At 36.3% G+C, this 25,541-nt stretch carries 25 protein-coding genes and 1 other RNA gene; 14 read left to right on the top strand and 12 right to left on the bottom strand.

What is annotated here, in order from left to right:
• The first annotated feature begins 86 nt into the window (after nt 1–86).
• Nucleotides 87–1,055, top strand: coding sequence for an asparaginase (locus tag ACRYLU_RS03785; protein WP_445081251.1), 969 nt, complete (start codon nt 87–89; stop codon nt 1,053–1,055).
• Nucleotides 1,056–1,462: 407 nt separating this feature from the next.
• Here the strand turns inward: ACRYLU_RS03785 and ACRYLU_RS03780 are convergent, their stop codons facing one another.
• From ACRYLU_RS03780 to ACRYLU_RS03770, 3 genes are read right to left on the bottom strand one after another with little or no spacing between them, the layout of a single operon-like run.
• A complete protein-coding gene (locus ACRYLU_RS03780; RefSeq protein ID WP_445081250.1) occupies nt 1,463–2,386 on the bottom strand; it encodes a DHH family phosphoesterase in 924 nt (307 codons plus the stop codon).
• 17 nt (nt 2,387–2,403) lie between these two features.
• Entirely contained in the window at nt 2,404–3,684 is a 1,281-nt protein-coding gene (locus tag ACRYLU_RS03775) for a DRTGG domain-containing protein (RefSeq protein WP_260311205.1), read from the bottom strand.
• Between the two features lie 6 nt (nt 3,685–3,690).
• Nucleotides 3,691–4,272 carry a GNAT family N-acetyltransferase gene (locus ACRYLU_RS03770; protein WP_301675817.1) on the bottom strand — a complete coding sequence of 194 codons (582 nt, stop codon included), beginning with the start codon at nt 4,270–4,272 and terminating at the stop codon, nt 3,691–3,693.
• Nucleotides 4,273–4,558: 286 nt separating this feature from the next.
• On the opposite strand from ACRYLU_RS03770, the gene ACRYLU_RS03765 reads away from it, so the two are divergent.
• The 8 genes from ACRYLU_RS03765 to ACRYLU_RS03730 all read left to right on the top strand — a co-directional run bounded on the left by ACRYLU_RS03765 (nt 4,559) and on the right by ACRYLU_RS03730 (nt 12,991).
• Nucleotides 4,559–5,698 carry an isochorismate synthase gene (locus tag ACRYLU_RS03765; RefSeq protein WP_058205921.1) on the top strand — a complete coding sequence of 380 codons (1,140 nt, stop codon included), beginning with the start codon at nt 4,559–4,561 and terminating at the stop codon, nt 5,696–5,698.
• Nucleotides 5,699–5,751: 53 nt separating this feature from the next.
• Nucleotides 5,752–7,434 (top strand): 2-succinyl-5-enolpyruvyl-6-hydroxy-3-cyclohexene-1-carboxylic-acid synthase, encoded by a 1,683-nt coding sequence (gene menD, locus ACRYLU_RS03760; RefSeq protein WP_445081249.1) that lies wholly within the window; start codon nt 5,752–5,754, stop codon nt 7,432–7,434.
• Nucleotides 7,424–8,239: a 2-succinyl-6-hydroxy-2,4-cyclohexadiene-1-carboxylate synthase gene (menH, locus tag ACRYLU_RS03755; protein WP_445081248.1), complete on the top strand. Its 816-nt coding sequence runs from the start codon at nt 7,424–7,426 to the stop codon at nt 8,237–8,239. The genes menD and menH overlap by 11 nt, the downstream gene beginning before the upstream one ends.
• 21 nt (nt 8,240–8,260) lie before the next feature.
• The gene (locus ACRYLU_RS03750; RefSeq protein WP_256293747.1) at nt 8,261–8,392 is read left to right on the top strand and encodes a hypothetical protein; all 132 of its coding nucleotides are present in this window, start codon (nt 8,261–8,263) and stop codon (nt 8,390–8,392) included.
• A gap of 377 nt (nt 8,393–8,769) precedes the next feature.
• Entirely contained in the window at nt 8,770–9,612 is an 843-nt protein-coding gene (menB, locus tag ACRYLU_RS03745) for a 1,4-dihydroxy-2-naphthoyl-CoA synthase (RefSeq protein ID WP_003132444.1), read from the top strand.
• Nucleotides 9,613–9,738: 126 nt separating this feature from the next.
• Nucleotides 9,739–11,094, top strand: coding sequence for an o-succinylbenzoate--CoA ligase (gene menE, locus ACRYLU_RS03740; protein ID WP_445081247.1), 1,356 nt, complete (start codon nt 9,739–9,741; stop codon nt 11,092–11,094).
• A complete protein-coding gene (gene menC / locus ACRYLU_RS03735) occupies nt 11,091–12,203 on the top strand; it encodes an o-succinylbenzoate synthase (RefSeq protein WP_445081246.1) in 1,113 nt (370 codons plus the stop codon). Before menE ends, menC begins: the two co-directional genes overlap by 4 nt.
• A gap of 371 nt (nt 12,204–12,574) precedes the next feature.
• Nucleotides 12,575–12,991, top strand: a complete 417-nt coding sequence (locus ACRYLU_RS03730; protein WP_098394015.1) for a PaaI family thioesterase — start codon at nt 12,575–12,577, stop codon at nt 12,989–12,991.
• Nucleotides 12,992–13,016: 25 nt separating this feature from the next.
• On the opposite strand, the gene ACRYLU_RS03725 is transcribed toward ACRYLU_RS03730, so the two are convergent.
• From ACRYLU_RS03725 to ACRYLU_RS03700, 6 genes are all read right to left on the bottom strand, one after another.
• Complete coding sequence (locus ACRYLU_RS03725) at nt 13,017–13,541, bottom strand: hypothetical protein (protein ID WP_445081245.1); 525 nt, start codon at nt 13,539–13,541, stop codon at nt 13,017–13,019.
• Between the two features lie 49 nt (nt 13,542–13,590).
• Nucleotides 13,591–13,676: signal recognition particle sRNA small type (ffs, locus tag ACRYLU_RS03720), an RNA gene on the bottom strand.
• Nucleotides 13,677–13,691: 15 nt separating this feature from the next.
• The gene (gene tadA / locus ACRYLU_RS03715; RefSeq protein WP_029343584.1) at nt 13,692–14,159 is read right to left on the bottom strand and encodes a tRNA adenosine(34) deaminase TadA; all 468 of its coding nucleotides are present in this window, start codon (nt 14,157–14,159) and stop codon (nt 13,692–13,694) included.
• Nucleotides 14,160–15,098 carry a metallophosphoesterase gene (locus ACRYLU_RS03710; RefSeq protein WP_445081244.1) on the bottom strand — a complete coding sequence of 313 codons (939 nt, stop codon included), beginning with the start codon at nt 15,096–15,098 and terminating at the stop codon, nt 14,160–14,162.
• Nucleotides 15,086–15,838, bottom strand: coding sequence for an MBL fold metallo-hydrolase (locus ACRYLU_RS03705; protein ID WP_038599825.1), 753 nt, complete (start codon nt 15,836–15,838; stop codon nt 15,086–15,088). The genes ACRYLU_RS03710 and ACRYLU_RS03705 overlap by 13 nt, the downstream gene beginning before the upstream one ends.
• 125 nt (nt 15,839–15,963) lie before the next feature.
• On the bottom strand, nt 15,964–17,073 hold the full coding sequence (locus ACRYLU_RS03700) for a vitamin B12 independent methionine synthase (protein ID WP_445081243.1): 1,110 nt from the start codon (nt 17,071–17,073) through the stop codon (nt 15,964–15,966).
• A 167-nt stretch (nt 17,074–17,240) separates the two neighbouring features.
• On the opposite strand from ACRYLU_RS03700, the gene ACRYLU_RS03695 reads away from it, so the two are divergent.
• On the top strand, nt 17,241–18,227 hold the full coding sequence (locus ACRYLU_RS03695; protein ID WP_445081242.1) for a zinc-binding alcohol dehydrogenase family protein: 987 nt from the start codon (nt 17,241–17,243) through the stop codon (nt 18,225–18,227).
• 31 nt (nt 18,228–18,258) lie between these two features.
• On the opposite strand, the gene ACRYLU_RS03690 is transcribed toward ACRYLU_RS03695, so the two are convergent.
• Entirely contained in the window at nt 18,259–18,921 is a 663-nt protein-coding gene (locus ACRYLU_RS03690; RefSeq protein WP_003129657.1) for a YoaK family protein, read from the bottom strand.
• Nucleotides 18,922–19,128: 207 nt separating this feature from the next.
• Here ACRYLU_RS03690 and ACRYLU_RS03685 point away from each other — a divergent pair, with 207 nt between their 5' ends.
• From ACRYLU_RS03685 to ACRYLU_RS03670, 4 genes are all read left to right on the top strand, one after another.
• Nucleotides 19,129–19,347, top strand: coding sequence for a zinc ribbon domain-containing protein (locus ACRYLU_RS03685; RefSeq protein WP_003129656.1), 219 nt, complete (start codon nt 19,129–19,131; stop codon nt 19,345–19,347).
• A 106-nt stretch (nt 19,348–19,453) separates the two neighbouring features.
• A complete protein-coding gene (locus ACRYLU_RS03680; protein WP_038599812.1) occupies nt 19,454–21,448 on the top strand; it encodes an ABC transporter ATP-binding protein/permease in 1,995 nt (664 codons plus the stop codon).
• Between the two features lie 206 nt (nt 21,449–21,654).
• Complete coding sequence (locus ACRYLU_RS03675; protein WP_010905527.1) at nt 21,655–22,299, top strand: DedA family protein; 645 nt, start codon at nt 21,655–21,657, stop codon at nt 22,297–22,299.
• Nucleotides 22,300–22,369: 70 nt separating this feature from the next.
• Nucleotides 22,370–22,981, top strand: a complete 612-nt coding sequence (locus tag ACRYLU_RS03670) for a TMEM175 family protein (RefSeq protein WP_334202074.1) — start codon at nt 22,370–22,372, stop codon at nt 22,979–22,981.
• Nucleotides 22,982–22,999: 18 nt separating this feature from the next.
• Here ACRYLU_RS03670 and lmrA read toward each other — a convergent pair whose 3' ends face one another.
• Together lmrA and ACRYLU_RS03660 are read right to left on the bottom strand one after the other, a co-directional pair.
• The gene (lmrA, locus tag ACRYLU_RS03665) at nt 23,000–24,754 is read right to left on the bottom strand and encodes a multidrug efflux ABC transporter LmrA (RefSeq protein ID WP_445081371.1); all 1,755 of its coding nucleotides are present in this window, start codon (nt 24,752–24,754) and stop codon (nt 23,000–23,002) included.
• A 101-nt stretch (nt 24,755–24,855) separates the two neighbouring features.
• Nucleotides 24,856–25,530 (bottom strand): SGNH/GDSL hydrolase family protein, encoded by a 675-nt coding sequence (locus ACRYLU_RS03660; RefSeq protein WP_445081241.1) that lies wholly within the window; start codon nt 25,528–25,530, stop codon nt 24,856–24,858.
• Nucleotides 25,531–25,541 lie beyond the last annotated feature (11 nt).

Below are 25,541 nucleotides of genomic sequence, written 5' to 3'. Positions count from 1 at the left end.
ATATAATGCTAATGCTGGCTTTTATTCGGAGTCTTTTAATTTTAATATTTAATTATTGTTTATTATAGATAGATAAGGAAATAATGATGAAAAAAATCTTAATTCTCCACACTGGTGGAACAATTTCGATGGCGGAAGATGAAAATGGTCATGTTTCCCCAAATGCAGTCAATCCAATGAATGCTGTGAGCATGCAGTTTGATGAAGTAAACTTAGTGACAGAGGATATTTTTAACTTACCTAGTCCACATGTCACTTTATCAGATATGTTGGTTTTGAAAAATCGAATCAAAACAGCTTTTATTGCTGAGGATTTTGATGGAGTGGTCATTACACATGGAACTGACACACTTGAAGAAACAGCTTTTTTCCTTGACACTACTCTTTCGCGTGGTAAACCAATTGTTTTAACTGGTGCCATGCGCTCAAGTAATGAATTAGGAACTGACGGAATTTATAATTTACTGACAGCTATTCGTGTCGCTGCTGACAGTAATTCAAGTGACCGTGGCGTACTTGTTGTAATGAATGACGAGATTCATTCTGCTCGTTATGTCACTAAAACACACACGACTAATGTTTCAACTTTTCAAACACCTACACATGGTCCTGTCGGTTTACTGACAAAAAATAAAATTATTTATTTCCATAAAGATAGTGAAAATCAACATTTAGATGTTGCAACTGTTCATGGAAAGGTGCCAATTGTCAAAGCTTTTGCTGGGATGACTGGGGAAATTTTAGATTTACTCAATTTGGAACAACTAGATGGTCTTGTCATTGAAGCATTAGGTGCGGGAAATCTCCCACCTATTGCTAGTCAATCGCTTCAAAGATTATTAGATGCTAAGGTTCCTGTCGTTCTTGTTTCTCGTTGTTTTAACGGAATTGCTGAACCTGTCTATTCCTATCAAGGCGGTGGTTCACAACTTTATGAAGCTGGCGTAATGTTTGCTGATGAAGTCAATTCTCAAAAAGCACGTATTAAATTGATTATTGCATTGAATGCTGGCTTGAAAGATTTATCAGAATTACGGCATTTCTTGGAGAATTAAAAAAAATTACTGACAAAAAAGAATCATCAGCTGACTGATGACTCTTTTTTTAACAATTTAAAGCTTATTAGGCAATCGCTACTGACAGAATTATCAGCTGACTGACAATTCTTTTATTTGCCGATTTAAAGCTCATTAATCAATCGCTACTGACAGAATTATCAGCTGACTGACAATTCCTTTATTGCCGATTTAAAGCTCATTAATCAATCGCTACTGACAGAATTATCAGCTCTGCTGACAATTCCTTTATTTGCCGATTTAAAGCTCATTAATCAATCGCTACTGACAGAATTATCAGCTCTGCTGACAATTCCTTTATTTGCCGATTTAAAGCTCATTAATCAATCGCTTTAAACTGTCAGTATTTTTTATTTTTGACTGATAAATTATTTTCGTCAGTAATTTTATTCTAAATTATCTTGTAATTCTTGCCAAATTTGTTGATTTTCTTCTAAAGAATAGGAATTAGCTCCAGAAGCTAGTGCATGGCCTCCACCATCATGTCTTTTAGCAATTTCATTAATTGGCTTTACTTTTGAACGCATTCTTACTCTGAAGTGTCCATCGGCTTGTTCCACAAATATTGCCCAGGATTCAATCCCTCGAATATTTCCAGGTGTAGAAACAATACTTGAAGTTTCTGCGTCACGTAAATCAAATTTTTTCAAAATTTCTTGAGTTAATAAAACACGTGCAGCTCCTTTTTCTGAAACTTCCATATTTTCATAAACAAAACCTTGCAAGCGAGCAACTTTCATATCAAATGACGACATTTCTCGTCCTAAAGCTGGACGGTCAAATGGAAATTCTGCTAATTTTGAAGCTACTTTTAAGGTATTCGGCGAAGTGGCTGGATACAAGAAACGTCCAGTATCTCCAATAATTCCTGCATAAAGGAGGCGGGCGGCTTCTGCATTCAATTTAAGACCTGTTTCAAAGGCAAAATCGGCAACAATTTCTGATGCTGAGCTACGTTCAGGCTCTACTAGCAACAAATCTCCATAAGCATCATCATTTGGATGGTGGTCAATTTTAATTAGAAAATCAGCATTTTTGTAGCGGTCATCGTCAATTCGTGGTGTGTTTGCTGTGTCACAAACAATAGAAAGATATTTTTCATCTTCTCTAAGTTCGACCAAATCCATTTCAGCTAAATAGGTGAAGGTTGGTTCGTCATAACCAACTGCATAAATTCTTTTTTCGGGAAAATTTTCTCTCAAAATTGCTCGAAGTCCTGCTTGAGAACCAATGGCGTCTGGGTCTGGATTTTTATGTCTGTGAATGAGAATAAGCTCATAGGCGTTTATTTTTTCTAAAATTTCGTTCATTTTTTCCTCTTTTATTTTTATGTTAATTGTACATTGACTAGAACTTTAGCTACGATGTTATTGACATGATAAATTTCACAATCAACCATTGCACCAATTCGTGTTTCTCCAATCACCTTTGGATAAATCTCTAGCACATTGTCAATAGCGGCGGCTCCCATCATATGCATATTTAATGCTTCAATGATGATATTCCGTCGTCTTTTTTTAACAAAAACACGTTGAACAACTTGCGTAATAAGTTCTGCAAAAACACCATTAGCGATTGTTCCCATGCTATTTATCATAAATGGTTCGACCGTCACGGTGTAGGCTGAGCCTTTTTCTACCAAAGAATTAGCAATATTATCACTGAAAGTGTGAGCAACCTGACTTTCTTCCTGAGCTTTTTGTAAGCTTTGGAGAAGGTCTGATTTGGTAATAATTCCTGCGTAAGTATAATTTTCGTAAACGACAGGCATCATATCATAGCCTTCATAAATCATCTTTTGCGAAACACTTGCCACTGTCATACTCGCTCTTGCAACATTAGCCCTTGTCATTACTTTATTGAGTGGAGTATCGTTTTTCTTATTTGTAACATCCCGCATGGCAACTACACCCACAACAACGTTGTAAGTGTTGACGACAGCAAAACGACTGTCATTTGTTTTTTTAACTAAATCTAAAAAATCTTTGACTGTATCTTCTTCCCGTAAGGTTGCCCTTTTTTGATGAAAGACATCTCCGACCGTAATAATATCTTTTTTGATGAGTTCATTGGCTAAAGCGTGACTAATACGATTGGCAACGGTAAAGGTATCATAGGCTGTCCTTAAAAGAGGAATCCCTAATTGATTAGCATAGTTGACAACTTCTTGGTCCACGTCAAAGCCCCCTGTAACTAAAACAGCATTCTGCTCTCTGAGGGCTAGATTTTGAATCTCTTTTCGGTCACCAACGATAACTAGACCATTGGGCGAGAGGTAGCGCTTGAAGGATTCTCTTTGCATGGCTGAAATGACAAATTTGCTGAATTCGACTTCTAATCCAGCAAGTCCACCTAAAACATCTGCATTAGCTATTTCTGCAAGTTTACCAAAGGTTAATCGATTGGCTACTTTTTGTCCTTTAACTGCCACCCTAACGGTTCCAGAACGGTCATTTACGGCTACCAAACCTAGTATTTCTGCTTCTTTGATTGCGCGATATGCCGTTCCGTCAGCGACTTTCATTCGATTGGCAATCCCACGTACACTGACTTGTTTACCAATTTCCAAACCTTCAATATAATTTAATATTTCTTCGTGCTTTGACATAAAACTTCAAATTTCCCCAATCTCTGAATTTTTTTGATAAATTTCATCGTCACTTTTTCTAAGTTCATATTGTTCAAAATCTCTAATTTTTTTGCTGTATTGATTTGTCCCTTTAAATTTTTTAACTAAGTGATAGCCTGATTTAAGGGCAACTTTTTTAGACGGAACATTTTCTTTATCAATCAATAAAATCAACTTTTTAAGTCCAAATTGTTCAAAAGAAAATTCTGTCAGTACTTTTAATGCTTCTGTCAGTAACCCTTGATTCCAATAATTTTGATTTAAAACATAACCAATTTCCGCAGACTGATTTTTATCAGAAATTTTCACAAAATGAATATCTCCAATCAGCCGATGTTCAGATTTCAACTCAATTGCCCATTTCCCTAAAGGACTTTTCATATAATCGTTAGCAATTGAAAAACGTGTTTCTGAAAGTGACAGATGCGGGGCAAAAACAAATTTTAGATTTTCAGAATTACCTGAATAGTCAAACATGTCCTCAGCGTCTTTTAAATCAAAGGAACGCAAAAGCAATCGCTTTGTTTCAATAATGCTAAACTCAGCTAATTTGACATAAATATTCATGGCACTCCTTTTTGAATGTTTTCATGATTTTAATTATATCATAGTTTTTAATACTAAATTTAATCATTAAGACCTGATAGAAATACAAGCCTATCTGTAAGTGATAAAGCGCCAACAGCTACGCTTTGACGAAGCGAATCTTCGCAACTAAGTACACGGCCAGTGAAGATAAGGTTAATGGGCATTATTTCAGAAAGTCTATGAAAAATGAATGAAGATTTGTAATTTTAGGGCTCATTATTCCTCTCCTATGCTGAGCTATGTTATAATTTTTATGGTAGAAAAAATGAATTATATAAAAATCAATTTAAAATTAAATAACCCCTTAGCTTTCTGGGCAAACTTTTCAGAGAGCGAACGTTTCTTTTGGTTTGACCCTCAAAAAGAAACTTTTGTTATTGGCTGTGAGCGTTTGAAAGCCATTGACCTTGAACATGATAAGTTTTCTGACTATCCCTATCTCTTTCATAGTCAGACTTTTTTTGATGACATTAAAGGAGAACTTTGGGAAAATTTCGGTGGCGAAACCATTGCTTTTAAACATTATTTCGTTGTCAATAAGGAAAATTCTTACACCCTCACTTGTGATAGCCCACGAGAAATTCCTGAAATCACTATTCCAAAATTTAAGCATCAACTCACTGAAAAAGCTTCTGATTTTTCGGCTTGGCAAGAACTTTTTTATGCCATTCAAAAAAATTTTGCTGACGGAAAGAGTCGAAAAATTGTCGCTTCAAGAGAACTTGAATTTACAAGTCAAACCTCTTTTGAACTCGAAAGTATCATCCAAAATTTATTAGATAATAATCCAAATGCTTTTATTTTTGCTTATCAAAAAGGAAAAAGAATTTTCCTTGGAGCATCGCCTGAAATTTTAGTTCAAAAAGAAAATGACCAACTCCTTAGTTATGCCTTAGCTGGAACTTTTCCAAAAACAATGGAAAATGCGGGGCAAAAATTGCTGACAGACCCCAAAAATCTTTTAGAGCATGATATTGTTGTCCAAAAAATAAAAAGAAATCTGCTTGAAAAAGCCGAGATAGTTAAGGTTGGAACAACCGAATTAATGGAGCTGAAAAATGTTTATCATCTTCGGACAATTTTAAGTGCTAAAAATTCTGAGCTTTCACTTATTGATTGGACAAAACAGCTTCACCCAACGCCTGCTCTTGGAGGAGAGCCTCGTCATGAGGCCCTCGAATTCCTCAGAAAGCATGAAAATCATGAGCGAGGACTATATGCTGCACCTCTTGGTTTAATTGACAGCAAAGGAAATGGCACAATGATTGTCGGGATTCGTTCGGCTTTGATTGTGGACAAGAAACTTTATGCTTATGCAGGGTGTGGAATTATCCCTTCTTCTGATGCTTTAGAAGAATTTAGGGAAACCAAGGTAAAATTAAAAACCATTTTAGAAGCTTTATAACTTTTTAAAATATTTTATGATTTTAGATTTTTAAATTAGAAATGGAGATAGTCATGACCAATGAATATTTAGCTCCCTTCGTTGATGAACTTTTCAATTTAGGGGTACGTGAAGCTGTTTTTAGTCCAGGTTCACGTTCAACGGCTTTAGCCATGCTCTTTGAGGAATACAAAAAATACGATACTTATGTCAACATTGATGAACGTTCGGCTGCTTTTTTTGCTCTGGGAATTGCTAAAGCGAAAAAACGTCCTATTGTTTTAGTTTGTACTTCAGGTTCTGCTGCGGCTCATCATTTCCCAGCTGTTCTTGAAGCAAAAATGAGTCGAGTTCCCCTTATTATTTTAACGGCGGACAGACCGGCTGAGCTTCAATTCGTTGGAGCTCCTCAAACAGTCGACCAGACCAGATTTTTTGGAAATTTTGTTAATCATTTTGAAAATCTTGAAGCTCCACATATTCAAACCCAGTCTCAGACAGAAAACTTTTGGACCTATCCACGTAAAGTCGCACAACGAGCTGTCTTATCAGCTATTTCCCCTCTTTCGGGTCCTGTGCAAATCAATGTTCCCTTGCGTGATCCTTTAGTTCCAGAATTAAAAAGTGAAAATTACGAAAAAGGACGTTCTAAACATGCCTTTAAATTCTATAAAGGACAAGCACAAGTAATACTTCCATTTGATGAAACATTGCTTTCTGGAAAAACATTAATTTTAGCCGGTGCCAATTTTGACAAAGATTATTCTGAAGCACTTTTAAAACTTGCGGAACAATTAAAAGCTCCAATTTTAGCGGACCCACTTTCTAATCTGCGTAATCATAATCATCCTTTGGTCATAGATTCTTATGATGCTTTTTTAGCAAATAATGATTTAAAAACTCAATTAAAAGCGGATGCTATTCTGCTTTTTGGACAAATGCCTGTTTCTAAACGTTTGCAACAATTCGTTGCTTTCAATAATGAAGCTGAATTTATTCAAGTTGACCCTGCTCTTGATTATCGCAACCCTAGTTTGACAACGACAACGATGGTTCAGTCTGATGTTTTTCCTTTTGCTTCTTCAATTAAAAAAGTAAATTCTGATAGTTCTTATTTGGAAAAATGGCAAAATGCTCAAGAAAAAATGCGACAACTTCTTGAAAAAGTGACTTATGAAGAAAATGCTTTTGAAGGACGTTATGTCCAAGAACTACAAAAACATTTGGAAGCACTGGATGCTCAACTTCTTGTTTCAAATAGTATGGAAATCAGAGATATTGATTATTGGTGGAAAAAAGCGGATGCCAAAGTTAGAATTCTAGGAAATCGTGGTGTGAATGGCATTGACGGGACTGAATCAACTGCACTCGGAATTGCTACAACAGGTAAACCGACGGTTTTGTTGACTGGGGATTTGTCAATGCTACACGATTTAAATGGTTTAATTGTTGGTAAAACACATCAACTTAATCTGACTATTGTATTATTTAATAATGACGGTGGTGGGATTTTTCATCATTTAGCTCAAAAAGGCGTACCGAATTTTGATTATCTTTTTTCAACTCCTCATGGTTTAAATTTTGCTGGACTGGCTGAGTTGACTGGTTTAGATTATCATTTGGTCAGTGGCTATGCTGATTTTGGTCAGCAATTTGAGGCTTCTCTTCATCAATCTGGCATTCATCTTTTGGAAATTAAAACGGATAAAGATTTAAGTCTTGCTTTACATCAAAAATATACGACTTATGAAAATTGATAAAAAAATAATTACGATTGATGGTTTTGATTATGCTGTCCGTATTTGGGGGACTGGAGAGGTCCTATTTGCACTGCATGGTTTTTCTGAAAGTTCTAATACCTGGCGAAATCTTCATTTGGCCGGCTACAAAATTGTTGCTATCGATTTGTTAGGTCACGGTTCATCAGCAAAGCCAAAGGCACTTGCCCCTTATAAACTTGAGGCGATTTTGAAAAATCTGCACTTGCTATTTGCGCAATTTACTGACGGAAATGCTTTTTCACTTCTTGGTTATTCAATGGGTGGACGATTGGCGCTTCGTTATTGCCTTGCTTATCCGTCAGCTCCTGTTAAATATTTGATTTTAGAGTCAACTGGTCCTGGGCTTTTATCTAGTGAAGACCGCCAAAAAAGACGACTGGCTGACGAAGAATTAGGACAGAAGATTTTGTTAAATGGGTCTGCTTGGTTTGCTGATTTTTGGGCTAATATTTCACTTTTTGAATCACAAAAAAAACTGTCAGTAAAAATTCAACAGGAAATTTGGGAAAGCCGTGCAAGCAATTCACCCTTAGCTCTTGCCCAAACTTTGAATGGAACAGGTCAAGGCCAACTTCCCTATGTTGGCGATAAAATTTCTTTAATAAAATCCAACATTCTCTATCTATCTGGTGATTTAGACGAAAAATATTCAAAAATTGCTAAAGAAATTTTTGCTCCAAATCCGAATGTCACTTGGATTTCTGTTGCTGCTTCTGGTCATAATATTCATCTAGAAAATCCGGTCACCTATCAAAAAAAACTAGAGGAATTTTTACCTTAGTCAAAATGCTTTATGATATAATTGAAAAGTAATGACTATATCATTTCTGTCAGTAAAACTGATGAATTAGTTTTACTGACAGAAATAAATACAATAAAAATAATTTTTCTAAGTGGACTTATGAAAGTTAATGAAAATAATAGAATTTCATAACTTCTAAACACTCAACGACAATCTGAGATATCAGTTTGTTGCTGACCCTGAAGTCTAAGCGCTAAAGCGTAAAGACCCTAGGGCCCTAACATCTTAATTTTAACTGAGTTCACCCTCTCTGAAGTGAATGAAAAAAGATAAAATTTTCCTATCTACGCTTTGCTACGCTGTCCGTTTTGACGATGTCGCTAAAGCAACAGCCAAAAAGGCATTTTTCCTCACTTCAAAACGGTCGGGCTCACATCTTAATTTTAATTGAGTTCGGACTCGCAGAAGTTGATGAAAATAGATAAAATGGAACCTGGGCTATGCCCAGAACCGCATTTTTCTAATTTTCACAACTTCTAGCGTTCGTCCTCACATCTTAAAGGAGAATCATGTCAAAATTTAACTGGGTTGCTCTCAACCGTAACTACGAAGATATTATTTATGAAACTTATGATGGAATTGCTAAAATTACCATCAATCGTCCTGAAGTCCGCAATGCCTTCCGTCCCAAAACCGTTGTTGAAATGATTGATGCTTTTAGTGTCGCTCGTGATGATACCAATGTCGGCGTGATTATTTTGACTGGTGCAAATCATGGAAAAGGTGAAGATAAAGAAGCCTTTTGTTCTGGTGGTGACCAAAAAGTACGTGGAAATGGTGGATATGTTGGTGAAGACCAAATTCCTCGTTTGAACGTTTTAGATTTGCAACATTTGATTCGGATTACACCAAAACCTGTCATTGCCATGGTGAATGGTTTTGCCATTGGTGGAGGACACGTGTTACATATTGTTTGTGATTTGACTATCGCTTCTGAAAACGCAAAATTTGGTCAAACTGGTCCGCGTGTTGGTTCTTTTGATGCTGGTTATGGTGCTGGTTTACTTGCCGCTATGGTTGGGCAAAAGAAAGCACGTGAAATCTGGTTCCTCTGCCGTCAATATACTGCCCAAGAAGCAATGGACATGGGAATGGTTAATACGGTTGTTCCATTTGACCGTCTTGAAGAAGAAACCGTTCAATGGGCCCAAGAAATGCTTGCCCTCTCACCAATGGCGCTTCGTATGCTCAAAGGTTCAATGAATGCTGCAACTGACGGACTTGCTGGACTGCAACAATTTGCAGGAGATGCAACACTTATGTTCTATACTACGGATGAAGCCAAAGAAGGACGCGATGCTTTCAAAGAAAAACGCAAACCTGATTTTGACCAATTTCCAAAATTCCCATAAAAATTTCCAAAATTGCTGACAAAGCGTCTTTTTGACGCTTTTTGTGATTTAAAAGTTACTGACAGAATTTCTGTCAGTAAAAAATACACAGAAAGGAGAAAGTTGAGTTCGCTCACAGCTTAAATAATGAAATGGTTAAAAAAACAGGCGGAACTTTATCCCCAAAAACAATTTTTAAATGACTATACTTTTGCCCAAATCAATCAGGAAGTCAATAAGATGGCTGAACATTTGGCTCCTCTTATTGACAATCAATCACGGGTTGCGCTCCTTTCAGAAAACTCTGTTGAAATGGCAGTCGTTTTGTTTGCCTTGCTCGGTTTGTCAAAAGAAGTTCTTCTTTTGAATAGGCATCTAACCGAATACGAACTGGCTGACCAAATCAAGGAACTCGAGATTGAGACAGTCTTCACATCGGATTCACTGACAGAAAAAATTGCTGACAGCATTTCTTTTTCGGAAATTTGGACTAGTAACCCTTGCCCTGTAAGTCTGTCAGCAGATTTTCCTGATGAAAAAATTGCCGTCATCATGAACACTTCCGCTACTACCGGAAAATTTAAATCTGTCCCTATTACTTGGGGCATGATTTCAAATCACGTCAAAGCCTCAAAGGAAACGCTTGGCGCTTATGACAATGATAATTGGCTTGTCATCTTACCCATGTTTCATGTCTCTGGGCTTTCCATTATTATGCGTACTTTATATAATGCAACATCAGCGACCGTTGTTGATAAATTTGATGAAAACCAACTTCTTGAAATGATCAATTCTGGGGAAATCAACATGGTTTCACTCGTCCCAACCCTCCTTACAAGAATTGCTGACAAATTGCATAGCAATAACTTACGTTTAATTCTACTTGGTGGTGAATTTATTCCCCAACCTTTAATCAAAAAATGCCAAGAATTAGGTCTTCCTATTTACAAAACTTATGGAATGACTGAAAGTTTTTCACAATCTGTCACTTTTAATATTTTAGATTTCCCTGATAAAACAAGCTCTGTCGGGCGACCTTTACCAGGTGTTGAAATTGAGATTCGTCAAGCTGACCTTGCTGGCGTTGGTGAAATTTGGTTAAAATCTCCGATGTTGATGAAAGCTTACCTAGGCCAAAAGCCTTACGGCACTGCTTTTGAAACAGGCGATATCGGTTACCTTGATGCGGACGGTTTTCTCTATCTGCTCAATCGCAGAAAAGATATCATTATTTCTGGCGGTGAAAATATTTACCCCAAAGAAATCGAAGATTTAGTTTATTCTCTTCCTGAAATCAAGGAATGTGCACTTGTTGCTAAGCCAGATGCCAAGTGGGGACAAGTGCCAATTCTCTTCGTTTCAGGCAATATTTCCCAAGAAAAATTAGAAAACTTTCTCACTGAAAAACTGGCAAAATACAAACGCCCCCAATCCATCACTTTCATGGATGAATTGCCCAAAAATGCTTCTGGAAAAATCTTAAGAAAAGAGCTTAAAGGATGATAATTGAAAAAATTACAATGTTTCATGTTCAACTCCCTATGAAATTTGATTTTAAGACCGCCAAAGGTTCCTTGAATCTCCGCGATACAATTATTATAAAAGTTGAAAGTCCTAACGGACTTTCGGGATTTGGTGAGGTTGTTGCTTTCACGACTCCTTTTTATACTTCAGAAACTTTTGCTGATTCTTGGAAAATCTTGGAAGAAACTTACCTGCCAGAAATTTTGCAAAAAGAATTCTCACACCCTTTTGAAATACATGAATTTTTTAGAAATCCCTTACCAATGGCACTGGCTGGATTAGAAAATGCACTTCTAGATTTGTATTTTAAAGGAAAAAATGAAAATTTGATTGCTGGACTTTTTCAAGAAAAATTAGCTGATAAAATCCCACGTGGTGCTGTGCTAGGACAAATGTCTGATGAGCAAACCATTAAGGAAATTGACCAACTTATTAACAGTGGCGTCAAAAGAATTAAATTAAAAATTAGTCCACAAATTGGGACTGACTTGATTAAAAAGCTGGTAAAAAGATATCCACAAATTACATTTGCTCTTGATGCCAATCGAAGTTTTCAACTGACAGACTGGTCAGTCATCAAAGAGCTAGACGAACTTGGTCTGGCTTGTATCGAAGAACCTTTTGATATCAAAGATTTATCCGAATTAAAATTACTGACAGAAAACTTCTTAACACCAATTTGCTTTGACGAATCCGTTCAAGATTTGGAAAGTCTAAAAATACTGACAGAACTTCCTTTTCAAACGATGCTCAATGTAAAAATAGGTCGTTTAGGTGGACTTTATCAAACGCAAAAAGCTATCGAATTTTGCAGACAGCATCAGATTGGCTTTTGGATTGGCAGTATGGTTGAGTCTGGTATCTCAAAAATACTCCATGTCCAACTCGCCGCGCTTTCTGGAAATGCTATGGCCGGTGATTTATCCGATTCCAAGCATTATTTTGACATAGACCTCATTCAACCAGAAATTGCATTTCCAAACGGTTGGATGACCGTCCCGACTGGAATTGGTATCGGTCTGTCAGTTAATGAAACGCTACTCAAAGGTTATACTGTCAATAAATTAATTATGACCTACTTTAGATGAACGAAAAAAGAAAAAAACTGGAACCCCTACTTACAGGTGAATTTTACTTCGCAAATTTCATCCACAACCTTGAAGCTCTGCTTCAAGCAGAACCACTTTTTTCCTACATCCGCTCCGTTGTCTCTTTTAGCAATGTCGCTAGCTACATTATCGGTTCCAGCTAAGTACTGTTCTTCGCTACGCTCGAATGTCTATGCTAAAGCGCAACGAGAATCGCAAGTACTTGCTGGCAGGGCAAGCGTCAGCCAAAAAGGCATTTTTCATCATTTCAAGACAGTCGGCGACAAAACTGCTTGTTGCTGTCCCCGAAGCTCGTGCACTAAAGTGCTAAGGCCCTAGGGCGGTCTCACATCTTATTAAGGAGATTTCCAATGAACATGATTGACCAACTCAATATCACAGATTTTCAAGTTTTTGCTGACGAAAATTCTGACAAGTCTGTCAGTAAAATTTATAAATGCTCAAGTAAAATGATCCTCAGCGATTTTCATGCTCAACCGCACGGCTTTTTAAATGGAGGTGCAAGTCTTGCCCTCGCTGAAATCACAGCTGGTATGGCAAGTAATGCAATCGGCTCCGGTCAATATTTTGCCCTTGGTCAAAGCATTAACGCCAACCATCTCAATCCAAAAAAATGCGAAGGTTTCGTAAATGCCCGCGGTCTTCTCCTCAAAAATGGCAAACGCAACCATGTCTGGGAAATCAAAATCACTGACGAAAGTGAAACGCTCATTTCTCAAATCACAGTGGTCAATGCTTTGGTACCACAAAAAAACTCTGACAAATAGTCAGAGTTTTTTTAGACGCCGTAAGTTAACCATTTTCTCTTATAAAATAAACCTCAAATTCATCAGCAACCTTATCACTTCCTGAAGGAAGAATTCTCATTTTTACTTTATTTTTATTAATCACTTTATAACGGAAAAAAGCTTCTTCTCCTCTTTCATTAATATTTATTTTCACTGGCCGAAAACCATCTTTGTCGCGTTCATTCAATGGGCGATAAACAGAATTTTCTCTTACAAATTCCCCATCAATATTCCCTCGACCATTTTTCAATTCTCTAAATATTAACTCCACTTGTTCTTTACCATACTTAAAATGAGGCTCATTATCCAAATTGGCTCGATAAAATTGTACCTTGAGCTCTTTAGACATTGGTAATCTTACATCTGAAATCCAAGCGCCATACAAAAAATGAATCGAATCTTTTTTATTTTTCTTCTCATTTTGACTTTTAACCAAACTCTGGCAAGATTTAAAAATTGTCAAAGGAATCAAAATTACCACTAAAACTAAAATTACCCATTTCATATTTTTCCAATTTTCATTTTTCATAAACTCCTCCTTTGTCATCTTTATAATGATACTTTACCATAAATAAGGATAAAAAAAAGAGCACATAAGCTCCATACTTAGTGCTGCTACCGTCAGGTCCTGACACGCTTCGTAAGAAACTTATTGCTCCGAAAACTATTATAACACAATTTATTTTTTTCGTCTATTTTTAAAGAAAACTTGCATGATTTTTGCACACTCGTCTTCTAAAATCCCCGATTCTACTTGGACTCGATGGTTCAGTCGCTTGTCTTCTAAAATCTGATAAAGACTGACCGTTCCTCCAAATTTAGGATTTGTCGCTCCAAAGTAAACTTGTGGAATCCGCGCTAACCCAATTGCTCCGGCACACATGACACAAGGTTCAATGGTGACAAAGAGGGCGCAATCAAGAAGTCGCCAATTTCCCACTGCCTGATTTGCCGCTTCAATCGCACAAACTTCAGCATGATGTGTCGCCCGACCATCAAGCTCTCGCCTATTGAAATCACGCGCAATAATTTCGCCGTCTTTGACAATAACAACTCCAATCGGAACTTCTTCATTTTCAGCTGCTTTCTGCGCTTCTTTGAGTGCTTCCTTCATAAAAAATTCTTTTTCTTCTTCTGTAAAATTCATTTATCCTAAAAATTTCTCTTGTTCAAGACAATATATTTTGACTGGAACTGCTTCAAATTGTTCTAATGTCCCATTGACAATTGTATCATCTAAACAAATATAGTTTCGATGTTTCCCAAATAAAAAACCACTCACATGACCAACAAAGACCTGAACATCAGTGTTTGGTACGCCCACAGCTTTAGCAACACTATTTCGCCGTTCAAAAGAATCACCTGGCAAATGTTCCCAAAACAAATCTTTTGCCTTCTCTTTTTCATAAGAAAGGCTCATTTTTGCACTATGAGAGAGTACCACCCACTTATTTCCAATTTTTTCAATCAACTGTTCTGGCTGACCAAAGTTATTTTTCATTTCTGTCAGTAAAAATTGTCTGTCAGTAACTGACAGTTTTTTCCAGTTTTTAATTGAATACTGCCAGCCATTTGGTGGAGCCCCTTCATAAATATCAATCGTTCCAATTGCATTAGAAAGTTGCTCTTCATCCGTTTTACCGTCACTTGCAAGTTCTGACCACATTTGTTCGTGATTTCCCATCATGACTGTCACATGATAGCCAGCATCTGGCAAAGTTTTTAATAAATAAAGTAAGACATCAAAGCCAAATCGGCCATGATCAATGCTATCTCCCAAGACAAAAAGCCGGTCATTTTTACTAAAATGAATCTCTGTCAGCGTTTTTTTCAAGCCAGATAAGCGTCCATGAATATCAGAAACAAATAAATTTCGCTGATAGTACTTATCATCACTGACAAACCTCATTTTAGAACTATCAGCACTTTCTTTAACCAATTGTTCAATCTGACTTTTCGTTTTTGGTGGATTGTAATTAAGCACACAATTTTGGATACTGACAAAACCAAAGAAAATACCTGTCAGTAAAATGATAAATGAAATGAGGAAAATTAGCTTTTTAAAAGGGCTTATCAAAGTTGCCATTTTTTATGCGGAACTGCTAAATCAGTAATGACAGTATCTCCTGCTGCTTCTTTTGCTTCCGTCAGTAAAATATCCAAATCGCCAAATTGTGGCAGATGAGTCAAAATTAATTTTTTAACCTTTGCATCCTTAGCAATTTGACCAGCTTCAATTGATGATAAGTGATTAGGCATTTTTGCTTTATCTTTAAAGAAATAAACATCAGCAAGAAGAAGGTCAGCCTCTTTGGCAAAGTCAGTCAATTCATCAAAATAACCCGTATCTCCAGTGTAAATCAAAACTTGTCCCGTTCTGCGTTCAACAATGCGCATGGCATAATTGACCACAGGATGAACTGTTTTTAGAAAAGTAATATCAAAAGGACCAACTTTTGTTCCATTTTCGACATCATAAAGATGACCTTCAGAAACCTTATCCAAAGTTAATTTAGAAAATTCATATTCATTTTCCCCATGGCCATAAATAGGCAACATCATTCCATCCCAACCATCTTGACCCAATGGATAAAGCTGACGATATTGGCGAAGAGCCCCCAAATCTGCAACATGGTCTTCATGATAATGACTCAAAATAACTGCATCAAGTTGAGTTGGTTGCAATTCATGTTCAAGTTCTGTCACCGCGCGTGAACCACAATCTAAAAGCAGGTTAAAACCTGATTCTGATTGTAAAAGATAAGAGGTTGTTCCGGCATCGCGCGTAGGATATCCGCCCCAAACACCTAGTGCTGTTAATTTCATATTTTTTCTCGCTTTCTTTATTTTTTTGCTTAAGTCTATTATAACAAAGCAAAGCTAATTTAGCTTATGCGCCATTTAAACTTTACTGACAAACAAAAAAAGTGGTAGAATCCACCACTTTTACTTTATTTCCAAATTTTATCCACAATCTTTTTAATATGTGCTAATTTAGCCCATTCTTCTTCTTCAGTCAAATCGTTTCCTTCTTCTGTAGAAGCAAATCCACATTGTGTTGAAAGTGCTAAATTTTCAAGTGGAATCGATTCAAGCGCCTCGTCTAAGCGAGCTTTAATGTCTTCATACTTTTCAAGTTCTGGATGTTTAGAAGTGAAAAGTCCTAGCACAAGCAAGACATCTTTTCGTTGATTCCAGATTTCTGCTAAGGGAGCAAAAGAACCTGAGCGATCATCATCGTATTCTAAAAAGAAAGTATCATAATTAAGCTGACCTAAGTATTTTGCCACAGGCTCATAAGAACCCTCAAATAAATAAGTTGATTTGAAATTCCCTCGACAAATATGAGTTGAAACTCTCAAGTCCTCAGGTAAATCCTTCAAGAGTTTATTAACAAGATAGACAATGTCTTCACACATCTTAACATACTTTTCATGATTTTCTGGATCATCTAATAATCTGGCAATAAGATAAGCCCAAGTCGTATCGTCCAGTTGAATATAACGCGCACCCAATTCATAAAAATGGAGCAAAGTTTCATGATAAGCTTGAGCCAAATCATCTAAGAATTCTTCCCAACTTCCATAAAATTCTGGCCAACGGTCTGAACGACCATCACGATTTGGAATTAACGAAGGTGAAGGAATAGTAACTTTAGGTTCAACTCCTTCTGGTAAAAGACTTTTTAAATAGTTAAAATCCGCAAAAAAAGGATGTTCTGGGTTAAAAGCTACTTTACCAGTCAATTCAATATTAGTTGTCCTTGTTTTTGCACCATGGAATTTATAAGAATCCTCTTGTTCATAAATCCCAACTCCATTAAGCCCCCAGAGGAAATCTAAGTGCCACCACGAGCGATTAAATTCTCCATCTGTCACCGCTTTAAGGCCAACGTTCACTTCTTCTTTCACTAATCTCTTAATTTCAGATTCTTGAATTTTTTTAAAGTCACTTAATGGAAGTTGCCCTTCTGAATAAGCCAAACGTGCTTCTTTTAAAGCTTGGGGACGAAGAAAACTTCCAACGTGGTCAAAATGATAATGCTTATAAGTTTTTGTCATGAAATTACCTAGATTCTATTAGTTTAACTCATTCCATTGTAGCAAAGCGTCATTTCTTTGGTCTTAGAAATTTTCAATGACATGATGTAAATATTTAATATTAAATTCAAGTGATTGACTTAGGAGTCAGACTGGTATAAACTTTTACTTATAAGAGAGGTAGAGAGATGAAAGCAATTGGAACCATTGATTCTAGCAAAAATTTTATTGACTTTGAAATAGAAAAGCCAATCTTAAGACCCCATGATTTATTGATAAAAGTCGAGGCAATCTCAATCAATCCAGTTGATACAAAGGTTAGAAAAGGGATTAAAGGAAATTTAGCAGAACTAAAAATTCTAGGTTGGGATGGTTTAGGAACTGTCGTCGAACTTGGGAGTGAAACTAAACTTTTTAAGGTTGGGGATAAAGTGTTTTGGGCTGGTGATGTTACTCGTTCAGGTTCAAATGCTGAATTCCAAGCCGTTGATGAACGAATTGTTGGTTTTGCTCCCAAAAATCTGACCAAAGAAAAAGCAGTCGCTATGCCTCTAACAAGTTTGACTGCCTATGAACTTCTCTTTGAAAAACTAGAAGTGACTGATGAATCCAAAGGAAAATCACTCCTCATTATTAATGGTGCAGGGGGTGTTGGCTCAGTAGCAATCCAAATGGCCAAAAATGCCGGATTGACAGTGATTGCTACGGCATCAAATCCCCAAGCCATTGAATGGGTCAAAAATTTTGGCGCCGATTATACCGTCAATCATCATGAAAATTTGGTTCCTCAAGTTCATGAACTTGGCTTTAAGTTTGTAGATTATATTTTAATTTTAAATGCCGTTGTTGAACATATGCCAGCAGTAAATGAGTTAATTGCGCCACAAGGTTCGATTGCAAATATTGTTGAACCAGGGCAAGCTATTAATTTAGATCAACTAGCTCATAAATCTGCACGTTTTAACTTTGAATGGATGTTTACAAAAGTCGTCTCAAATACATCTGATTTACAAAGTCAACATGATATTTTAAATAAAGTTTCTGAATGGCTAGATAATGGCGTTCTAAAAAGTACAATGACTCAGAATCTCGGACCAATTACTGCTGAGAATGTGAAAAAAGCTCATGAACTCATTGAAGAAAATCATACAATCGGAAAAATTATCCTGTCTTAATGATTAAAAAAATCCTCTTATTTGAGGATTTTTATATTTCATCAAAACGAACAATTAAATAAACGGCTCCTATCATGAAAGTAGAGCCCATCATTGTCCAACTTCCAAACCAATTTCCAGCAAGTGTTGCAATAGCTGCTCCAGCAAAGAAAATACTGATAAGCGCGGCATATATACCAACTGACCGGAGTTTTTGTTTATCTTTGGTAATGATATACTGAGCAAGATTTGCCGACATGGACTTCATATTACCTGTCATAAAGATACTTCCGTAAGCACGACCATGAACTTTTGTAAAAGTATCATATTGTATCGCCATAAAGTAAGAGAAAATTCCAACATAAAAGGAAACAGGAATCTTCAAGCCCAAACCATAAGCCAAGGCAAAAATTGTCACCCCTAACCATTGAACCAATAACAAATAAGAGGCATCAAAACGGCGACGTTTCATCAAATAGTGAGAATAAAAACCACGAGTCATTACTCCTAATATAAAGAAGATAATCGGAATTGCAAAATCCCAAAACCTAGCAAAATCTCCTTTAGCAATATTAATCCCCGCCTGAATAACATTCCCTGATTGTGCACCAATAAAACGGTCATTAAAATGAAAGAATGAGAAACCATCCATAAAACCTGCATTTAATGCAAAAATTAATGCAATACGCAGTTTTTCTTTAACTTGTCTATCCATAATTAGAATTATATCACAAAGATTATTTTCATTGTTTTTCAATAATGGTTTGAATTTCACTTTTTTATTTATTATTCTAGATTTAAGTAATATATTAAATAGTGAAGCGGATTCAAAAGACTAAAAGAAACAACTTTTTTGAGTTATAATGAATTTAAACGATTAAGGACAAGCGATTTTTCACTTTACTAACGAGGAGGAGTTAAAATGAACGGTTATCAACAACAATACACTTGTATCAAATGTGGCAATCATAATTTTGAAGAAGATCAACTTCAAGCAACCGGTGGAAATTTTTCAAAGATTTTTGATGTTCAAAATAAGAAATTTATTACTATTTCTTGTTCTCAATGTGGTTATACAGAACTCTACAAAGCACAAACGAGTACGGGAATGAATATTTTAGATTTTTTATTGAACGGTTAGCTTAGGTAGTCAATAAATTTGAAAATAAGACTTAGGTCTTATTTTTATTTAAGAAAATTAAGTTATAATGTAAAGTACATACTTTAAGAAAAGGAAGAGAGTCTTTATGGCCGTTTTGGAATTAAAAAATATTAGGAAATCCTATTTTCTTGGAAAAGAAGAATTTCCTGTCCTCAAAGGAATCAACCTCGAGTTTGAACGTGGTGATTTCGTCAGTCTCCTAGGAGAATCTGGGGGAGGTAAGTCAACTCTGATGAATATCATTGGAGGACTTGACCGTAAATATGAGGGGGATGTCATCGTTGACGGCCTTGCTCAAAAAACAAAAAAAGAAAAAGATATGGATGCTTACCGTCGAGATACTATCGGCTTCATCTTCCAATCTTTCAATCTTGTTAGCTATTTGAGTGTATTAGATAACATTTTAATTAGTCTTAAAATGACAAGCTTATCTGATAAAGAACGTCATGAAAGAGCGATTGAGCTCACAAAACAAGTCGGTCTTTACGAACACCGTAAGAAAAATCCATCACAACTTTCTGGAGGACAAAAACAAAGAGTCGCAATCGCGCGTGCCCTAGCTTCTGACCCTGAAATTATTCTTGCTGATGAACCTACTGGTGCTCTTGACTCACAAAACACGAAAGAAGTTTTAGCACTCTTACGTCAAATTGCTCAATCTGGTAAAACAGTAATCGTCGTTACTCACTCACAAGAAGTTGCTGATTACGGTACAAGAATTATCCGTTTGGCCGATGGACAAATCACAGGTGACGAACGTCTAAAAGAACCCTATCCTGTTGAATCACATCAACGAATGAACTCAAAAGCGTTGTCATATCGTGATACTTTCAGAACAGCCTTTAAACACTTTACTCACTCTTGGAAAATTAATTTATTAATTGCAATCGGAACAGCAATCGGCCTGTTCTCAGTCATCTTTTTCTTAGGACTAGGAAATGGTGCAACCAAATATATGAATGACACCATTACTTCAAGTGTCAATCCGAATGTGGTCACCATCTTCAAGCGGACAACAACTGATAATAAATTAGGAAATGAGCAAGCACTCCAACAAACGCAACAAGAACTTGGAAATGCTGCTACTAACCTTGACAGTACTCATCTTTCAAAATTGAAAAAAGTTGATAACGTCAAAAAAGTTGAGCCAACTTATTCAATTTCTGGCTTAGGAACACTTACTGCCAGTGATAAATCTAAATCTGGTTTAATGACTCTTGATACTTGGACTCAATCAAATATCAATGATGATTACGTTGCTGGTTCAAAACCTGCTGATGGCGAAATCGCAATCTATGCTAGTGATGCTAAAGAATTAAATAAAGATTATAAATCATTAGTTGGTAAGAAAATTACTTTAAAAATTCCAGCTAAAACAGCTGCTGGAACAAGTGTTGAAGTTACAAAAGAATTCACTGTATCTGGTATTTTGAAAAATCCTCAAGGCCCAGCAAGCTCTTCTAGTAGCCTAATTGCCACTTACAATACTGTCAAAACTGCTCTCGAATCTGCTAATGCAGATAGTGATGCCACTTATGCAGTAGTTACAGTTAACAAAGTAGATAATGTCAAATCAGCAACTTCTGACATTCAAAACTTGAAAATTGATGGAACAAAAGCATTTGTTACATATAGTGTTACTTCATTCCTCGATGTCATCACTAATATTACAAATATCGTCAGCTATGTTCTTGCCGCTATTGCCGGAATCAGTTTGATTGTCTCAATCTTTATGATTGTTGTTACTACTTACATGTCTGTTGCTGAACGGACAAAAGAAATTGGTGTTATCCGCGCACTCGGTGGACGTAAGAAAGATATTTCTCGTCTCTTCACCGCTGAAAGCTTGATTCTTGGTCTGTCATCAGCCGCTATCGCTATTGGATTTGCCTACCTGGGACAATTCCTCATCAATAAAGCTCTAAGTAGTTTCCTTGACGGGGCAAGTATCGTTCAAATTTCTGGTGGACACATTATCTTTGCGATTATCGTTGCTGTATTAATTGCTCTCCTCGCAAGTTTAGCTCCAAGTGGACGTGCAGCACGTTTGAACACAATTGAAGCCCTCGCTTCTGAATAACATACAAATTCTTCTGTCAGTCATTTCAAATGACTGACAGAACTTGTAGATGAAGTTTATCTACTGACAGCCTCTGTCAGTAAACCTATGATTTCAAAAAATAGACCTTGCCAAAAGACAAAGCCTATTTTTTGTACTTTATATTGTTTGGTGGTCTTCCAGCCTTATGTTAGAATTAAAGTAATAGACAAATAAAAGGAGTATTAATGCAAGAAATAATTATCCAAGTCATGAACCAATTTGGCTACTTTGGTGTTGCCTTTCTCATTATGATTGAGAACATCTTCCCACCAATTCCTTCCGAAGTAATCTTAACTTTCGGTGGTTTCATGACTACTTATAGCGAACTGGGGATTATCGGCATGATTATCGCAGCCACTATTGGTTCTGTGCTTGGGGCATTGATACTCTACTTCGTCGGTCGTCTTTTAAGCGTTGAACGCTTAGAAAAATTAGTTTCTGGACGTTTAGGAAAAGTACTTCGTCTTAAACCAGAGGACATCACAAAAGCTGAAAAATGGTTTTTAAAGAGAGGATATGCAACAATCTTCTTCTGCCGATTCATTCCTTTAATTAGAAGTCTAATTTCCATCCCTGCTGGTTCTGCTAAAATGAAACTCCCAAGTTTTCTTATTTTAACAACCTTGGGAACACTTATTTGGAACATTGTTCTAGTGTGCCTTGGAGCCGCTCTTGGTGATAACTGGGAGATGATTGCTGGAATTCTTGATTCTTACTCTTCAGTTGTGGTTGTGATTTTAGGGATTATTTTCATCCTTGCGATTCTTATCTTTGTCAAGAAACGATTTTTCCCCAAAAATAAAAACTATTCATCTGATACAGAAAAATAAGCTTTAATGCTTATTTTTTTTATAAAATTTTATTAACTTTTGTTATAATTGGTAACACAAAGGAGGTTTTATGGTATCTAAAGGGCGTTTAGCCGGTTTTATTGATGCAATTATTGCAGTAGTAATGACTATTATGTTATTAGAATTCGAATTACCTAAAACAGGTGGAATTCTTGATTTTTTGAAAGATAATCTCGTCTATCTGATTGCTTATCTTTTGAGTTTTATCTATGTTACAACTTCTTGGTTTAATCAACAATATATGCTTTCACAGGCTGAGAAAATCACTCGTCGAATCTATCATAGTTGCATGATTTGGGTCCTCTCATTATCAATGCTTCCTGTACTTTCTGCTTGGTCTGGACGCACAATGGACTTCTTTCATGATTTCGGAATCCACTCACCAAAAGCACCTGCCCTACTCTTTATCGGGATGATTTATATTTGGGGATTTGCATATAGTTATATGACCGATTGTTTTATTGCTGACAACCCTAAAGAAAAGGCTGAACTAATCGCTCAAATGGAAGTTTATCACTATTTACGGAATCCTTTTTGGAAGATTGGAATGGTCATTAGCTTCATTATCACTTTCTTCTATCCCCCTTTTGTATTCATTTATACAGCAGGAGAAATGATTATTGCGACAATAAGAAGTCAAAATAAAAAAAGCTCAACTTAAATCGTTGAGCTTTTTAGTTTATTGACCAACAGTCAATTGTTCTGAAACATACTTAGCATAGAGTGGATGTGTGGCAACAAGTTCATTATGTTTACCACTCCCTGTGATTTGACCTTTTTCAATGAAGTAAATCTTATCCGCATCAACAATTGTTGAAAGTCTATGCGCAATTACGAGCGTTGTGCGACCTTTCATCAAACTATCTAAAGCCTTTTGAACCATTGATTCTGATTCACTATCCAAACTAGCCGTTGCTTCATCAAGCATCAGGATTTTTGGATTTCTCAAGAAAGCACGAGCAATTGCTAAACGTTGTCTTTGACCACCAGATATTTTCACACCTCGTTCACCAACTTCCGTATTAAGTTGATCAGGCATATTTTCAACAAAGCTTCTTGCAAAAGCTAAGTCAAGAACTTGCCAAAGGTCATCATCTGTATAGTCTCCTTCAAGTCCATAAGTTAAATTTTCACGAATGGTTCCAGCCATAATTGCTGAATCTTGACTGACAAAACCAATTTGACTCCGCCAATTTTCCAAAGAAATATTATCAATCGGTTGATCATCAATTGTAATTTTTCCTGCCGTTGGTTGATAAAAACGTTCTAAAAGAGAGAAAATTGTTGATTTACCCCCACCTGAAGGTCCGGCAAAGGCAATAATTGAATTAGGTTGAGCTTCAAAAGAGATATCATGTAAAATTTGTTCAGAATCATCATAAGCAAAGTCAACATGACGAGCTGAGAGGGTTTTTCCTTCCAAATCAAGACTTTCTCCTTGATGAAGTACTTCTTGTTCTTCATCAAGTAATTCAGTCAAACGGCCAGTTGATCCTGAAGCTTTAGCAAGTTCTGTAAAGAAAGTTGCCACAGTTGGTACGGCTCCGATTAAGTTCATCAAATACATCATCATTCCAAGCAAAGCCCCAAGACTCATGACTCCTGTTGAGATGAGATAAATTCCGTAAGCAAGAAGTCCAAAGGTCATCAGCATCATTGATAACATCATAACTGGTGACATCAAACCATCAAAGATGGCTTCTTTTACCCCAATTTTATAAAGCGCATTGACATCATTTTCTGCTTTTTTAGAGGCTTGTTTTTCAGCATTTGAAGATTTTACCAAGCGAATTTCTGATAATGATTCACTAGCAATCCCTTGGAAATTTGCTAAAGAATCTTGTCTAGTTCGCCCAATTTTTTGACCAAAAGTCATAATTGGGAACATAATGAGCATAACTACTGGAACAGCAATAATCATTGCAAGGGTCAAACGCCATTGCATCTGAAGCATGAAGACAATTGAACCAACCAAAAGTAAAATAGACGTAAAAGCTTGTGGAATACTGTTTGCAATTAAATTTTTAACTTGGGTGGTATCGTTGGCTAAACGAGAACTCATTTCTCCTGTTTTAACTTCATCAAAATATTTTACTGGCAGATGAATCATTTTATCCCAGACACGCGTCCTTAGATTTTTTACAACTGATTCACCAAATATCCCAAGGACAATTGCTGCAATAGCAGAAACAGCAGCTGAACCAATATAAAGAGCGATAACTAAGGCAACTTTGCCACCGTTTACTCCATGTCCAAAACTATTAACAAGTGGTTGAACCATTTTGGGGACTTGTAATTGAATTAGTGTTCCAACGATTCCTGCTAGAATCCCAATGATAAAGAAAAGATAACGTGGCTTTGCAGCACGAATCAATTTGACGAAATGTTTAATGGATGTTTTGTCAACCGCTTTTCCTTCGATACGATTGGCCATTTGTGGACCTCTTTCCATTGTTTGCTTACTTCCTTTTTCTAATTATTAAATTTCAAGACGAAAATAAATGATTTCAATTACTTTTCGTCTTAAATTATTTTTTATTCTTCCAAATAAACTTTGAGGTTTTCTAAGACAAGTTGATAGCCCGCTGGGTTTAGATGCGCTCCATCAAAAGTTAATTCTTTTTTCAAATTGCCATTTTCATCAGATAAACCATCATTAACATCAATAAAGTGAAAATGATGGTTATCTGCAAGTTTTTTTATTTTATCTGAAGCTTTTTGAAACTTTTCATTACTTCTCGTTTCAAATAAAGTTTTTTCATCTGAATCTTGACCAAAATCAACCGTATTAATCGGATAGTAGCGCATCACATAAACTTGCGTTTGAGGTAATTTACTTTCTATTTGAGAAAGAATTTGATCATAGTTATTCAAAAACTCATCTTCTGGAATCTCAAAACCGATATCATTCGTTCCAATATTAATAAAGATTTTTGAAGGTTCCAAATTAAAAATTTGACTCTCTATGTGTTCTAATAAAAATGAGGTCGTCGTAGCTCTAACCGCCCGATTGTAGATATAGTGTGAAAAAGTAACTTCCCCAGCTTCCTCCCACTTCTCAATAGGAAATATTTCCATTAATGATGAGCCAACAAATAAAGTTTGTCCTTTTTTTGCTGATAGGTTTGCCTTGTCATAGATTTTAAGAAGTTCTTCTTGAAAAGCTGCAAGTTGAGGGTTTATCGTAAGAGCTTTGGTTTCTTTTGACATTATCTTCTCCT

It is taken from the genome of Lactococcus sp. KTH0-1S (genome assembly GCF_052544945.1).
The sequence above is the reverse complement of the archived record's forward strand: the minus strand, read 5'-3'. Positions and strand labels throughout refer to the sequence as shown.